At 71.7% G+C, this 13,129-nt stretch carries 14 protein-coding genes and 1 pseudogene; 4 read left to right on the top strand and 11 right to left on the bottom strand.

From position 1 onward, the window contains the following. Nucleotides 1-254 precede the first annotated feature (254 nt). The 7 genes and pseudogenes from KBX08_RS05585 to KBX08_RS33615 all read right to left on the bottom strand — a co-directional run bounded on the left by KBX08_RS05585 (nucleotide 255) and on the right by KBX08_RS33615 (nucleotide 6,099). Complete coding sequence (locus tag KBX08_RS05585; RefSeq protein WP_210781471.1) at nucleotides 255-833, bottom strand: HD family hydrolase; 579 nt, start codon at nucleotides 831-833, stop codon at nucleotides 255-257. Next, nucleotides 830-961, bottom strand: a pseudogene (locus tag KBX08_RS34610) (transcriptional regulator); the annotation flags it as partial. The gene KBX08_RS05585 and the pseudogene KBX08_RS34610, both read right to left, overlap by 4 nt. 4 nt (nucleotides 962-965) lie before the next feature. Then, on the bottom strand, nucleotides 966-1,646 hold the full coding sequence (locus KBX08_RS05580) for an ATP-binding cassette domain-containing protein (protein ID WP_307850456.1): 681 nt from the start codon (nucleotides 1,644-1,646) through the stop codon (nucleotides 966-968). Next, nucleotides 1,643-2,647, bottom strand: a complete 1,005-nt coding sequence (locus tag KBX08_RS05575) for an ABC transporter ATP-binding protein (protein WP_307850455.1) — start codon at nucleotides 2,645-2,647, stop codon at nucleotides 1,643-1,645. The genes KBX08_RS05580 and KBX08_RS05575 overlap by 4 nt, the downstream gene beginning before the upstream one ends. Then, on the bottom strand, nucleotides 2,644-3,528 hold the full coding sequence (locus KBX08_RS05570; RefSeq protein ID WP_210781470.1) for an ABC transporter permease: 885 nt from the start codon (nucleotides 3,526-3,528) through the stop codon (nucleotides 2,644-2,646). The genes KBX08_RS05575 and KBX08_RS05570 overlap by 4 nt, the downstream gene beginning before the upstream one ends. Continuing rightward, the gene (locus KBX08_RS05565) at nucleotides 3,521-4,540 is read right to left on the bottom strand and encodes an ABC transporter permease (RefSeq protein WP_307850454.1); all 1,020 of its coding nucleotides are present in this window, start codon (nucleotides 4,538-4,540) and stop codon (nucleotides 3,521-3,523) included. Before KBX08_RS05565 ends, KBX08_RS05570 begins: the two co-directional genes overlap by 8 nt. After that, complete coding sequence (locus KBX08_RS33615) at nucleotides 4,510-6,099, bottom strand: ABC transporter substrate-binding protein (RefSeq protein WP_247668942.1); 1,590 nt, start codon at nucleotides 6,097-6,099, stop codon at nucleotides 4,510-4,512. Before KBX08_RS33615 ends, KBX08_RS05565 begins: the two co-directional genes overlap by 31 nt. 187 nt (nucleotides 6,100-6,286) lie before the next feature. On the opposite strand from KBX08_RS33615, the gene KBX08_RS05560 reads away from it, so the two are divergent. Continuing rightward, a complete protein-coding gene (locus KBX08_RS05560) occupies nucleotides 6,287-6,796 on the top strand; it encodes a signal peptidase II (RefSeq protein WP_247668928.1) in 510 nt (169 codons plus the stop codon). Here the strand turns inward: KBX08_RS05560 and KBX08_RS05555 are convergent. Genes KBX08_RS05555 through KBX08_RS05540 form a run of 4 tightly spaced genes read right to left on the bottom strand, consistent with a single transcriptional unit; the run spans nucleotide 6,785 to nucleotide 10,377 of the window. Beyond that, nucleotides 6,785-7,480 carry an LUD domain-containing protein gene (locus tag KBX08_RS05555; protein ID WP_210781468.1) on the bottom strand — a complete coding sequence of 232 codons (696 nt, stop codon included), beginning with the start codon at nucleotides 7,478-7,480 and terminating at the stop codon, nucleotides 6,785-6,787. The genes KBX08_RS05560 and KBX08_RS05555 overlap by 12 nt on opposite strands. Continuing rightward, nucleotides 7,477-8,922 (bottom strand): lactate utilization protein B, encoded by a 1,446-nt coding sequence (locus KBX08_RS05550; protein ID WP_210781467.1) that lies wholly within the window; start codon nucleotides 8,920-8,922, stop codon nucleotides 7,477-7,479. The genes KBX08_RS05555 and KBX08_RS05550 overlap by 4 nt, the downstream gene beginning before the upstream one ends. Beyond that, entirely contained in the window at nucleotides 8,919-9,629 is a 711-nt protein-coding gene (locus KBX08_RS05545; RefSeq protein WP_210781466.1) for a (Fe-S)-binding protein, read from the bottom strand. The genes KBX08_RS05550 and KBX08_RS05545 overlap by 4 nt, the downstream gene beginning before the upstream one ends. Nucleotides 9,630-9,657: 28 nt before the next feature. Beyond that, nucleotides 9,658-10,377 carry a GntR family transcriptional regulator gene (locus KBX08_RS05540; RefSeq protein ID WP_210781465.1) on the bottom strand — a complete coding sequence of 240 codons (720 nt, stop codon included), beginning with the start codon at nucleotides 10,375-10,377 and terminating at the stop codon, nucleotides 9,658-9,660. A gap of 111 nt (nucleotides 10,378-10,488) precedes the next feature. Between KBX08_RS05540 and KBX08_RS05535 the strand changes: the two genes are divergently transcribed. The 3 genes from KBX08_RS05535 to KBX08_RS05525 are packed head-to-tail and all read left to right on the top strand — an operon-like array spanning nucleotide 10,489 to nucleotide 13,037. Continuing rightward, nucleotides 10,489-11,328: a fumarylacetoacetate hydrolase family protein gene (locus KBX08_RS05535; protein ID WP_210781464.1), complete on the top strand. Its 840-nt coding sequence runs from the start codon at nucleotides 10,489-10,491 to the stop codon at nucleotides 11,326-11,328. Between the two features lie 26 nt (nucleotides 11,329-11,354). Beyond that, nucleotides 11,355-12,116, top strand: a complete 762-nt coding sequence (locus tag KBX08_RS05530) for an SDR family oxidoreductase (RefSeq protein WP_307850453.1) — start codon at nucleotides 11,355-11,357, stop codon at nucleotides 12,114-12,116. Nucleotides 12,117-12,128: 12 nt separating this feature from the next. Next, complete coding sequence (locus tag KBX08_RS05525) at nucleotides 12,129-13,037, top strand: hypothetical protein (RefSeq protein WP_210781462.1); 909 nt, start codon at nucleotides 12,129-12,131, stop codon at nucleotides 13,035-13,037. Nucleotides 13,038-13,129: the final 92 nt, after the last annotated feature.

The raw sequence follows: 13,129 nt of genomic DNA, 5'->3' as shown, positions 1-13,129 counted from the left end.
CGTGCAGGACTTGTGAGCGACACGTCAGGCATCGAGGTGGCAAGAGCCGGCAGCTCGCCTCTGCATCCCTCGGCGGAGAGCGGAGCCCTTGGAGATGGCGTCAAGATCAGGCCGTCTCCAGGCTGTCTGAGGTGAACTAGCAGTGACCACCGATGACCGTCTATGACCTCTTCAAGCCCAGGTCACAGGGCGTCTCCTCCAGTTTGATCGACTACGCCCATCGCCGAGATCAATACAACGCCAAGTGATGACGCTTACTCCTGCGGCGGGGGAGTGAGCCAGGCCAGGGGTTGTCCGCTGAGGGCGGCGTCGGCAAGGCGGTGGGCGCTGGCGGTCTTCAGAGCCGCTCGTGAGCTGTCGATCCAGCGCTGCACGTTGTCGATGCCCTGGTGGCGGTACTCGACGGCTTGGACGAGGCACTCCAGTTTGTCGGCGTCACGGGCGACGACAGCTTCGAGTGTCTCGCCAGCTTCGTACTCGGCGACTGCGGCGGTGATGACGTCGGCGACGGCTGGGGGACAGTCGGCGACCTGGTCGGCGGTGACGGCGGTGTTGGGTACGGCGGTGAGGTAGCGCTTGGCGATGTGTGGGATGTCGGTGATTCGGGTTTCCTGGGTGTCGTGCAGGGCGCAGAGCATTGACACTCGGGCTGGGTCGGCGCCCTCCATGGCGGCGAGCATCATTCCGATGAGCGCTGTTCGGAAGGAGTGCTCGGCGATGGATTCGGGTTGCTTGACGCCGGCGAACCACCAGCCGGTGCGGGCGGCGCGTTTGAGGACGCCGGCTTCGAAGATGAAGTTCATCGCTCCGGCGGCGTCGTGGTCGTCGGTCATCTGCCCGTCCCTGTGCCGGTGAGTCCGTCCGCCCGCAGGCTGTAGACGATAGAGGTTAGTTCCTGCCGCGACTGCGCGGAGATCCGGTCACTGTCCAGGAGAGGGACACTGCGGTCGAGGAGCGCCCGAGGGTCAGGCGCGTGCCCCCGCTGTGGCGGCCAGGTCGACGATCCGGTCGCTCCAGCGGTCCAGCAGGGTCTGGTCGTGGGTGATGACCAGGACACCGGCGCGCTGGGTCCGCTGGTAGTCGCGGATGACGGCGGCGACGTGCGCCTGGGTCGAGGCGTCGAGCATCGCGGTGGCCTCGTCGCAGAGCAGGTAGTCGGGGCGGTGTACGAGGGCCCGGGCCAGGCAGGCGCGTTGCAGTTGCCCGTCGGACACCGCGTGGGGGCGCCGGCTGCGCAGATCCGCGGTGAGGCCGACGAGGTCGGCGAGTTCGGCCACCCGTTCCCGGACCGCCGACTCGGGCGTCCGGGTGGCGCGTAGCGGTTCGGCGATCAGATCGATGAGGCTCAGTCGAGAATCGGCGGCGGCGCGCGGGCTCTGGAAGAGGGCGGCGACGCGGGTCCGCAGGGCGACCGGAACGGCATACCGGACGGCGTCGACAGCGGTGCCGTCGATGCTGACCCGGCCCTGATCGGGGCGGTGCAGCAGGGCCAGGACCCGGACCAGTGTCGACTTTCCGCAGCCGGACGGCCCGCGCAGCCCGACCGTCTCTCCGCGGCCGATCCGCAGTGTGACGCCGTCGAGGACGACCTGGCGGCCGTACCCGACGCTCACCTCGTCGGCGAGCAGGTGTTGCGCGCTGGTCACGTGGTGGCTCCGGTGGGGATCGGGTGGTGGCAGGCCACAGTGCCGCCACCGGTGAGCGGGGTCGACAGTGGTCGGTCCGCGCAGGTGTCGGTGCGGCGTGGGCAGCGGGGCGCGAATGCGCACCCGGGGGGCAGCGCGGTGAGCATGGGCGGGTCGCCCGGCACCGGCCGGAAGGCCCGGTCCGGCAGGGCGTCGAGCAGCGCCGAGGCGTACGGGTGGGCCGGCGCGGTGAAGAGCTGGTCGGTGTCGCGGTGTTCCACGATGCGACTGGCGTACATCACGGCGACGGTGTCGGCGACCCGGCGTGCGGCGGCCAGGTCATGCGTGATGAGCACGACGGCCGCGCCGTTCTCGCAGCGACGGCGCAGCAGGTCGAGGGTGTGGTCCACCAGCGGCCGGTCCAGGCCGGTGGTGGGCTCGTCGGCGATGAGCAGCGACGGGTCGGGCGCCAGCGCGAGCGCGGTGACCAGACGCTGTGCCATGCCACCGGACAGCTCGTGCGGGTAACGGTCCAGGTCCGCCGGGTCGAGCCCGACATCGACAGCGAGTTGGTCGGCGTCGGCGCGGTCGCGGCCGTGCGCCCGCAGCGTCTCGGCGAGCAGTCGCCGTCCGGTGCGGACCGGGTTCAGGGCGGTGGCCGGGCTCTGCGGGACCAACCCGACGCGGCGCCCGCGTACCCTGCGGGCCAGCTGGCGTTGGCCGCAGGTGACCAGGTCGACCGGGTCGGCGCCGGGGTGGTGCAGCACGGCGTGACCGGTGGTCGTGGCGTTGCCCGGCAGGAGGCCGAGCAGGGCGTGGGCCAGGACGGACTTGCCGCAGCCGGACTCGCCCACGACGGCCAGCAGTTCGCCGGCCCGGACGGTGAGGCTGAGTTCGCTGACGGCACGCACGCGCGCGTCGCGGAGCCGGAACTCGACGCCGAGGCCGTCCACGGCGAGCAGCGGCCGAGTCACCACGGTGCGGGAAGGCACCGAAGCGGAAACGGATTCGGTGGTGGTCACAGGTGCAGCTCCGCTCGGACCCGGGGATCGAGGCGGTCGCGCCAGCGGGCGGCGAGGACCGCGATGGCGAGGGTGACGACGACGATGACCCCGCCCGGTGCCAGGCTGGCCCACCAGGCGCCGGTCAACAGCGACCCCTGCCCGTCGTTGATCATGTTGCCCAGCGAGGCGAGGTGCGGCGGCAGACCCAGACCGAGGAACGACAGGGCGGTCTCGTGCCACACCGCGTGCGGGATCATCAGGGTGGTCGCCAAAGCCAGCCGGGGCAGGACGTGCGGCAGCAGGTGCCGGGTGAGGACCCGGAGCCGGCCGGCTCCGCCGCTGATGGCGGCGTCGATGAACGGTCGGGTCCGAAGGCTCAACAGCTCGGATCGGACGATGCGGGCGGTGGAGAGCCAGTGGGTGAGCCCGACGGAGGCGATCACGGCACCGAGGCTGGGACGCAGCATGGCGACGATGAAGATGCCCAGCAGCAGGTGCGGCATCGCGGCGATGGTGTCCACGATCCGCATCAGGATCCGGTCCACCCGGCCGCCGAGCGTGCCGGCGATCCCACCGACCACGCCGCCGAGGACGGTGGCGACGAGCGCGGCGACAGCGCCCACGAGCAGCGAGACCCGCAGCCCGTAGACGGCGCGGTGCGCCACGTCGCGGCCCAGGTCGTCGGTGCCGGCGAGGTGGCTCCAGGACGGTGCCAACCGGGTCTGGTCCAGCGCGACAGCGCTCTGGTCCAGCGGCCAGACCAGCGGAGCGAGCAGCGAGCCGGCGATGGCCACGAGCAGGACCAGGCCGGCCGTGACGGCACCGGCCCGACCGGGCCGCAGCCGCAGCCGCGACCGGGCGACCTGGAGCAGCGGCGGTCGGGCAGCGAGGTCAGCCATCGAGTCGTACCCTCGGGTCGGCGGCGGCGTAGGCGAGGTCGGTCGCGAGGTTCGCGGCCAGCACCACAGCTGTGGTGACCAGAGTGATGGCCGCCAGCAGCGGGAAGTCGCTGCCCAGTGCGGCGGCGACAGTGACGGCGCCGAGGCCCGGCAGCGAGAAGACCGTCTCGACCAGCACCGCCCCGCCGACCAGCTCGGGCAGGTGGGTGCCGACCAGGGTGAGGAACGGCAGCAGCGCGGTCCGCAGCGCGTGCCCGAACAGCACCGTCCGACCGGGCAACCCGCGTGCCCGCGCCGCGAGCACGTGGTCGTCGCGCATGCTCTCCGCTACCGCGTCCCGGACGAACAGCACGAACCACGGCGCCTGCGACACGGCCAACACCGCGACCGGCAGGATCAGGTGGTGCGCCACATCGGGCCAGGACGTGCTGGTCGCTGTGACGTCGGTGAGCCCGCCCGCCGGCAACCAGCCCAGGGCCAGCGCGAACACGGCGATCGCGGCCAGGCCCAGCCAGAAGACCGGCATCGACTGCACCGCGTACGCGGCCGCCCGCAACGCGCGGTCGAACAACCCACCCCGCCGGTACGCCGCCAGCGCGCCCAGCAGGAGGCTCGCGACCAGGACCAGGGCGAGGGACACACCGATCAGGAGCAGCGTCCAACCGGCCCGGGCGGCGAGCACCGAGGCGACCGGCTCGTGGCGGCTGGTCGACCAACCCAGGTCGCCCTGGACCAGGTTGCTGATCCAGCGCAGGTACTGCACCGGCAGGGGGTCGTCGACGCCCCAGTTGGCGCGCAGTTGGGCCAGGTTCTCTTCGCTGGCGGTGAAGGCCGCCGCACCCGCGTACTGCTTCGCGGGGTCGACCGGCGAGGCGGCACCGAGGGCGAACATTCCGACGCTGGTAGCGGCGAGCACCGGCACGGCGACGAGGAGCCGCCGCCGGACCACCGCACCGGCCCCGGCCAGTCGACCGGAGCGGGTCACGACCGCGTCCAGGTGTCGATGTTCCACCAGAGGCTGTTCGCCACGCCGTGCTCGTGCGCCTCGACCCGCGGCACCACGCCCTGAACCGAGGACTTCAGCACGTAGGTGTGCCGCAGGTAGGTGAGGAACAACCACGGTACGTCGGCGGCCAACTGCTTCTGGAACTGCGCGTACGCGGCCTTGCGGAGGGCGGGGTCGATCTGGTCGCGGCCCTCCTGCAGGGCCCGGTCGGTCACCTCGGAGCGGTACGAGCCGGGGTTGAAGTAGCCCTGCCCCGCGAACCGCGAGCCGAACAGCTTGTACGAGACGAAGTCCGGGTCGTACGGGGTGCCGTAGCCCATCAGCAGGGCGTCGGACTTCATCCGCGGGTCGATGGCGTCCCAGGTCAGCCCCGCCGGAGTGACCTCGATGCCGACCTTCTTCGCGTCGGCGGTGACGGCGAGGGCCAGGTCCTTGCGCAGCGTGTCGCTCGCCGGGTACATCAGCGTGAACCGGGCCGGTCGGCCGTCCTTGACGCGTACCCCGCCGGGACCCTGGGTCCAGCCGGCCGCGTCGAGCAGCCCTTCGGCCGCTCTCGGGTCGGCGGTCGGCTTGCCGATGATCGACGGGTCGGCGAACTCGGAGGTCGGCGGAATCGGGCCGAACGCCGGTTCGCCGGCGCCACCGAGGAGCCCGGTCACCATCGCGGCCCGGTCGACGGCCAGGTTGAGCGCCCGGCGGACCGCCGGGTCGGCGAGGACCGGGTTGCCCGTCGGCAGCATCACGCCCCGGTAGTCGGCGGTCGGCACCCGCTGCACCCGGAACGTGGTGTCGGCGTCGAAACCGGAGGCCAGCTTCGGCGGCAACTCGGCGGCGTCGAACTCGCCGGCGCGCATCCGCTGGGCGCGGACGTTGTCGTCGGCGACGAACGCGACCACTACCCGGTTGTTCTTCGGCCGCCCACCGAAGTAGCGCTCGTTGGCGGTGAGCACCAGGCGGTCGCCCGGCGTCCAGGAGTCGATCCGGTACGGCCCGGTCCCGATCGGCTTGCGGTTGAACCCGGCGGTGTTGATGTCCTGCCCGCTGAGCAGTTTGGCCGGCACGATGCCGAGGGTGAGCCGCTGCACGAACGGCGCGTACGGGTAGCGCAGCCGGAACACCACAGTGGCCGCGTCGGGTGCGGTCACCGACTCCACCATGTCCAGGTCGGAGCGGAGCGTCGAGTCGACAGTCGGATCCAGCACGGCCTGGTACGTGAAGACGACGTCCTGGGCGGTCAGCGCGGTGCCGTCGTGGAACTGCACGCCGTCGCGGAGCTTCGCGGTCACCGTGCGTCCATCGGGGGACAGCTCCGGCAACGCCGTGGCCAGACCGGCGACGAGGCGGTTGTCGTCGTCCCGGCTGACGAGGCCGTCGAAGATCAGCGAGGCGCCGTCGACGCCGTAGTTGAGCACCGGGTTCAACGCGTCCGGCTCGTCGGAGGTGGCGACGACAAGCGTCGCGCCGCCGGATGAGCCGTCGGGATCGGCTGGGGCCGAGCATCCGACGAGGACGAGCATCCCCGCCGCCGCGGTCGACGCCACGAGGCGTCGGAAGGTCGGACGCATCCGGGTCACAGAAGGCTCCTGTGGTGTGGGGAGGATCGTTTGTCGGGTGGGCGCGGCGCCGCAACCGTTGATCATCACGGTGGCACAGTTGCCAGTCATTTGCAATTACCAGAGTTATGCATCATGTGGTTGATCAGGAGTCGTCCGTCGGTGGTGACGGTCACCAGTGACCGGCTAGGGTTCCGGGATGTTCCGCGCCGTCGTGTTGATCGCTGCTGTGGTGCTCGCCGCGGATCAGCTCACCAAGTACTGGGCCGAGTCCGCGCTCTCCGGCGGGCAGACCATCACCGTTGTCGGTGACCTGCTGCAACTGCGACTCCTGTACAACCCGGGCGCCGCCTTCTCGATCGGCTCCGCGTACACCTGGATGTTCGCGGTGTTCGCGGCGGCGGCGGTGGTCGCGGTGACGGTCGTCGCGTGGCGGGTCACCTCGCGCGCCTGGGCGGTGGCGTTGGGCCTGGTGCTCGGCGGCGCGACGACGCACCTGCTGGACCGCCTCTTCCGGGAGCCGGGGTTCGCTCGCGGGCACGTGGTGGACTTCATCGACTACGCCGGGTTCTTCGTCGGCAACGTCGCCGACATCGCCCTGGTGGTCGGCGTGGGCATCGTCATGCTGCTCAACGTGCGCGGCGTTCCGCTGCGCGCGACGGCGGGCGAGACCCGCAGCGACGAGCAGGTGGTGTCGTCAGGCTCCTGAGCCGCCCGCCGGGCTGACTGGGACGACTTCGTCGTCTGGGCTGACTGGGACGACTTCGTCGTCTGGGCTGACTGGGACGACTTCGTCGTCTGGGCCGATCAGGACGACCTCCAGTCGGCGCGGGCCGTGCACTCCCTCGACACGGTTGAGCTCGATGTCGCTGGTGGCGGACGGGCCGGAGATCCAGGTCAGCGGGGCGCGCGGGTCCAGTCGGGTGAGCGCCTCCGGCAGCAGACCGACCACCTGGTCGGTGCGGACGACGCAGATGTGCCGGTCGGGCACCAGGGTGAGAGCGCGTCGACCCTGCGCCGGGCCGGCGTCGAGGATGATGGTGCCCGTGTCGGCGACCACGACGGCGCAGCCGGTCAGGACCGCGTCCAGGTCGTCGAGCGCGGCCGGTGACAGCGGGGGCGCGTCGCGGTGCAGCTCCCCGGCGTAGCCGGCCAGCCAGGCGGCGGGGACGTCGGTGGGGACGGCGAGCCGGTCGACGTCGCTGAGCAGCCGGGGTAGGGCGTCGATGCCACGGTGGACGACCGCCCGGTAGTCCTCCAGGCGATCGACCAGGGTCTCGATCACGTCGGAGCGGTCGTCGACCCGGCGGTACCCGCGGGGCACCTGCACCGGCGGCGGGTTGTCGGCCAGGGCCGTTCGGAGCCGCGCCAGGATCTCGTCACGTGCGCTCACTGCTTACCCCACCATTCCCGGAAGGTCTGCGGCGCGGGCAGCGGCAGATCGCGCGACCGGGTCCACGCCGAGGCGGGCCAGGGCAGTCGCCGCAGCGTCCGAGCGCCGGTGCGCCGCTCACGGTACGCCCCGAGTGGCCCCGCGCCGGCCCGGGCCAGGCGCAGGGCGGCGGCCCACCGTCGAGGGCTGCGCATCACCCAGGACAGGACGCGCATGGTGGCCCGTTCGACGGGCGGGTGCGGTGCCTGCTGGCGGAGGTGGACCAGGATCTCCGGAATGTTGATCTTCACGGGGCAGACGTCGTAGCAGGCGCCGCAGAGGGTCGACGCGTACGGCAGCGAGGCGTTGTCGGCCACGCCGGTCAGCTGCGGCGACAGGATCGCCCCGATCGGCCCCGGGTACACCGAGCCGTACGCGTGCCCGCCGGCCCGCTCGTACACCGGGCAGACGTTGAGACACGCGGAGCAGCGGATGCACGACAACGCCGGCCGCCCGACCGGGTCGGCGAGCACCGCGGACCGGCCATTGTCGACGAGCACGACGTGCACGTCCTGCGGGCCGTCGCCGGGGGTGACCCCGGTCCACATCGAGGTGTACGGGTTCATCCGCTCGCCGGTCGAGGATCGCGGCAGCAGCTGCAGGAAGACTTCCAGGTCGGTGAAGGTCGGCAGCAGCTTCTCGACGCCGACGACGCTGATCAGCGTCTCGGGGAGGGTGAGGCACATGCGGCCGTTGCCCTCGGACTCCACCACCACGAGCGTGCCGGTGTCGGCGACGGCGAAGTTGGCGCCGGAGACGGCGACCCGGGCCGAGAGGAAACGCCGCCGCAGGTGGGCGCGGGCCGCCTCGGCCAGCGCGGCGGGTTCGTCGCTCAGGTCGGCCGGCGCGTCGGCCATGCGACGCTGGAAGATCTCCCGGATCTGGGCCCGGTTGTAGTGGATCGCCGGCACCAGGATGTGCGAGGGGGTGTCGTCGCCGAGCTGCACGATCAGTTCCGCCAGGTCGGTCTCGTACGCGGCGATCCCGGCGGCCTCCAGCGCCTCGTTGAGCTCGATCTCCTGGGTTGCCATCGACTTGACCTTCACGACCTCGTCGGCCCCGGTGGCCCGGGTCAACGCGACAACGATCCGGCATGCCTCGGCCGCGTCGCGGGCCCAGTGCACTGTGGCGCCGGCAGCGGTGGCGGACGCCTCGAACTGCTCCAGCAGCTCCGGCAGGCGACGTTGGACATCCGCCTTGATCGCCGAGCCGGCGTCGCGCAGGGCCTCCCAGTCGGGTACCTCGCCGACGACCCGGGCTCGCTTGGCCCGGATGGTGCGGGTGGCCCGGTGCAGGTTGGCCCGGAGTTGCGTGTCGGCGACGGCCGGCTTGGCGGCGGTGGGGAACGGCAGCGGCGTGCGGATCCGCCCGGTCCCGGTGGCGGGTGCTACCGGTGGGTTCATGAGGTGGCTCCCGTCTCGGCGAGAATCTCGGCGTAGTGCACGGCCCGTACGCCCGAGCGGTGGCGGTCGAGGCCACCGCCGATGTGCGCCAGGCAGGAGTTGTCGGCCGCGGCGAGCACCCGCGCGCCGGTGTCACGGACCCGGGCGCACTTGTCGGTGAGCATCGCGGTGGAGACGTCCGGGTTCTTCAGGGCGAACGTGCCGCCGAAACCGCAGCACTCCTCGGCGTCGCCCAGCTCGACCAGCTTGATCCCGCGCACCTGGCGCAGCAGGGCCAGCGGCCGGTCGCCGAGGCGCAACATGCGCAGGCCGTGGCAGGTCGGGTGGTAGGTGACCGTCTCCGGGAACTCGGCGCCGACGTCGGTGACGCCGAGAACGTCGACGAGCAACTCGGACAGCTCGTACGTGCGGGCGGCCACCGAGGTGGCGGGTGGGTGCAGGTGCGGGTACTGGTCGCGGATCATCGCGGTGCACGACCCGGACGGCGCGACGATGGCGTCGTAGGAGTCGAAGACGTCGACGTAGTTGCGCACCATCGGCAGGGCTTCGGCCCGGTAACCCGTGTTGGCGTGCATCTGCCCGCAGCAGGTCTGGTCGGCGGGGAAGTCGACGGTGTGGCCGAGTCGCCGCAGGATGCGGGTGACCGCGATGCCGGTGGCCGGGAACGCGAGGTCGTTGACGCAGGTGATGAAGAGGGCGATGCGCATGGCGGCTCCTCGGAGGTGTGGGGGTGGGTCACGCCGAGTCGCGCGGTGTTCCGGGGGTGGGGAGCTGGTCGAAGGCGGGCAGGTGACGTTCCCGGGCGGCGCTGAGGTGGGCGCGCATCGCCTCGGTAGCGGCTGCCGCGTCGCCGGCGACGATGGCGGCGGCGATGCGCTGGTGTTCGGTGTTGGTGTCCGGTGCCCCGGCGATCGGGAAGTACAGCCGGTGCAGGTGCAGGTGTGAGTGCAGCCGGGTGACGGTGTCCCGCAGCAGAGGGCTGCCGGAGACCTCGGCGATCAGGTCGTGGAACTTCGCGTCCAGCGCGGTGAAGGCGGCGTGTCGGCGATAGCCGTCGCCGGCCTCCACGTCGATGCTTGCCGCCGCCTCGGCGCTGATCCGTTGGCGGGCCTCGGCGGAGGCGTGCGTGGCGGCCCGTCCGGCGGTGGCGCCCTCCAGCAGTTGGCGGACGTCGAACAGGTCGTCGAACTCGGCGCGGCTCAGCAGCGGCGTGGTGGTGTAGCCGGAGAGCGGGCGTTTACGGACCAGGCCGTCGGCCTCCAGCCGGGCGAGGGCCTCGCGGACCGGGGTGGGGGAGACGTCCAGCTCCCGGGCCAGCGCGTCGATGTTGACGCGCTCGCCGGGCGGAAGGATGTGGTCCATGACCAGCGTCTTTATCGACTCGTAGACGTCCTCGGTGAGGGTGAGTCGACGGGCGGGACGGAGTCGACCCTCGCGAGGTTCCTGCTGGGCCATCTCGTCTCCTCAGCGACCCCTTGACTGTGCCGGTGTGAGCGAGTACACACGAGCGAAGCAACATCCTATAGGAAATTGGGCGTTTGGCGACCCATCGCTGGAGGTTGGTTCGTGAGACTCATTCGCGTCGGGCCCGTGGGGCGGGAACGTCCCGTGCTGTACGTCGATGGGCGGCACTTCGACCTCTCGTCGCTCACCGCCGACATCGACGGCGAGTTCCTCGCCGGTGACGGCATCCGGCGGGTCCGCGAGGCCACCGACCTGCCCGAGATCGACGTCACCGGTCAGCGGGTCGGCGCACCGATCGCCCGACCCGGGGTGGTGCTCTGCGTGGGGCAGAACTACGCCGCGCACGCCGCCGAGTCGGGTGCCGCGCCGCCGACCGACCCGATCATCTTCTACAAGGCGCCCAACACCGTCGTCGGCCCGTACGACGAGGTCCTGATCCCGCGCGGATCGACGAAGACCGACTGGGAGGTGGAGTTGGCGGTGGTGATCGGCCGGACGGCCCGCTACCTCGCCTCGCCGGCCGACGCCCTCGGGCACATCGCCGGGTACGTGCTCTCCAACGACGTCTCCGAGCGGGACTTCCAACTCGCGGTCTCCGGCGGCCAGTGGTCGAAGGGCAAGTCCTGCGAGACGTTCCAACCGCTCGGCCCGTGGCTGGTCACCGCCGACGAGATCGGCGACCCGCAGGCGCTGCGGCTGCGCTCCTGGGTCAACGGCGAGCCCCGCCAGGACTCCAGCACCAAGGACATGATCTTCGACGTGGCGTACCTGGTCTGGCACCTGTCCCAGTACACCGTTTTGGACCCGGGCGACGTCATCAACACGGGCACCCCGCAGGGGGTGGCGCTCTCCGGCCGATTCCCGTACCTGTCCGTCGGCGATGTGATGGAGGTCGAGATCGACGGCCTCGGTCGGCAGCGCAACACGCTCCGGGACGCCTGATGCGGTGTGACGGTCTCGTGGCGGTGGTGACCGGAGGTGGATCGGGGATCGGCCTTGCCTGCGTGCGGGCGTTCGCCGCCGCCGGCGCCCGCGTGGGTGTCCTGGACCTGGACCTGGCCGGGCTGCCGGAGGATCCTGGCGTACTCGGCGTCCGGGCGGACGTGGCCGACCGGTCCTCCCTCAGCGCGGCCGTCGCCTCGGTCGCGGAGGCGTTCGGCGGCATCGACATCCTGGTGAACAACGCCGGCATCTCGGCAGTGGGCACGGTGGAGGAGGACGACGACGAGCAGTGGAGCCGGGTACTCGACGTCAACGTCTCCGGCGTGGCCCGAACCAGCGCCGTCGCCCTGCCGTACCTGCGCCGGTCGTCGTCAGCGGCGATCGTCAACATCTCCTCGATCGCGGCGACCGTCGGCCTGCCCCGACGCGCCCTGTACTCGGCGTCGAAGGGTGCCGTGCACGCCCTCACCCTCGCCATGGCCGCCGACCTGGTGACTGAGGGCGTGCGGGTCAACTGTGTCGCCCCCGGCACCGTCGACACGCCCTGGGTGGCCCGCCTGCTCGCCGGCGCGGCCGACCCGACGGCCGAGAAGCGGCAGCTGGCGTCCCGGCAGCCGACCGGCCGCCTGGTGACAGCCGACGAGGTGGCCGCCGCCGTCGTCTACCTCGCCTCGCCCGCGACCGGGTCGGTGACGGGTTCGACGCTGCCGGTGGACGGCGGTATGTCCGGCCTGCGCCTGCCCGCCCCGGTCCCGCCCGCGGCCGGTACCGCCGAACGGGGCGCGTGACATGATTGCGCCATGGGGAAACAGCAGGACGTCGGCGAGGCCGACAGTCACAGCGGGTCCGGCACCACCGCCCACCGTCCGATCGGTGGCAGCGCTGACGCTCGGCTCGCCCTCGCCCAAGACCCCACAACGCCACAAATGACCCTTATCGACCTGGCGTCCGACCCATCGGAGCTGGTCCGCAAGGCGGTCGCCTCCCGGGCCGACGCACCAGCGCAGGCCCTGCGACCGCTCACCCGCGACCATGATCGTCAGGTCCGGGAGGCCGTGGCGCGGAACCCCTCCACCTCGATCGCCAACCTCATGCGCCTGGTGAAGGACGCCGATCGGTGGGTCCGCTGGGCGGTCGCCGGCAATCCGGCCTGTGACGAGTCCATCCGCCGGGTCATGGTGGAAACCTCGGACAAGGAGCTTCGCGGTCTCCTCGCGGAGAGCCGTGAGCTGGAGCCGGAACTGGCCGCCAAGCTGATCGACGACGTGTCACCCGAGGTACGGGAACGACTCGCCACGCACACCCACGACCCCGACGTGATCACCGCCTTGCTGGCCGATCGCACCGCACGCGTACGCAAGGGGGTTGCCCGCAACCCGCGGACCACCGCCAAGCAGCGCAGCGCGCTCGCAGCGGACCCGGTGGTCGACGTCCGTGCCGCGCTGGTGCGGGCCGTCGAACTGGACGAGGCGGACCTGGCCCGCCTGGTCGACGACCGCGCGGTGCAGGTCCGACTGGCGATGGCGACGTCCGAGTTCGTTCCGCCGCACATCCGGCAGGCGCTCAGCCGCGATGCCGACGAGATGGTGGCAAGCGCGGCACGGGACTACCGCCCCGGCGCCGGCAACGCCTCCGCCGTGCGGGCGCCCCGCATCGCGCACCGGCCCTCCGCCGGCGCGGGCCGACGGGGTGGCGGCACCGCCCAGTAGGACCCCTCGCTCCGCTGAGCCTGATTCCAGCACCACTCACCACCTCGATCAGACCCGAGTGATGAGTTGTCGCGTCCGCGCCCGTCATACCT

The sequence above is a fragment of the Micromonospora sp. H61 genome (assembly GCF_018070325.1).
GTDB classification, from domain to species: domain Bacteria; phylum Actinomycetota; class Actinomycetes; order Mycobacteriales; family Micromonosporaceae; genus Micromonospora; species Micromonospora salmantinae.
This window is presented reverse-complemented; position numbering and strand designations above follow the sequence as displayed.

Coding starts and splice junctions, on each gene's coding strand:
- KBX08_RS05585 (WP_210781471.1), bottom strand. CDS start 833: ATGACCGACGACCACGACGCCGCCGGAGCGATGAACTTCATCTTCGAA.
- KBX08_RS05570 (WP_210781470.1), bottom strand. CDS start 3,528: ATGGCTGACCTCGCTGCCCGACCGCCGCTGCTCCAGGTCGCCCGGTCG.
- KBX08_RS33615 (WP_247668942.1), bottom strand. CDS start 6,099: ATGCGTCCGACCTTCCGACGCCTCGTGGCGTCGACCGCGGCGGCGGGG.
- KBX08_RS05560 (WP_247668928.1), top strand. CDS start 6,287: ATGTTCCGCGCCGTCGTGTTGATCGCTGCTGTGGTGCTCGCCGCGGAT.
- KBX08_RS05550 (WP_210781467.1), bottom strand. CDS start 8,922: ATGAACCCACCGGTAGCACCCGCCACCGGGACCGGGCGGATCCGCACG.
- KBX08_RS05545 (WP_210781466.1), bottom strand. CDS start 9,629: ATGCGCATCGCCCTCTTCATCACCTGCGTCAACGACCTCGCGTTCCCG.
- KBX08_RS05540 (WP_210781465.1), bottom strand. CDS start 10,377: ATGGCCCAGCAGGAACCTCGCGAGGGTCGACTCCGTCCCGCCCGTCGA.
- KBX08_RS05525 (WP_210781462.1), top strand. CDS start 12,129: ATGGGGAAACAGCAGGACGTCGGCGAGGCCGACAGTCACAGCGGGTCC.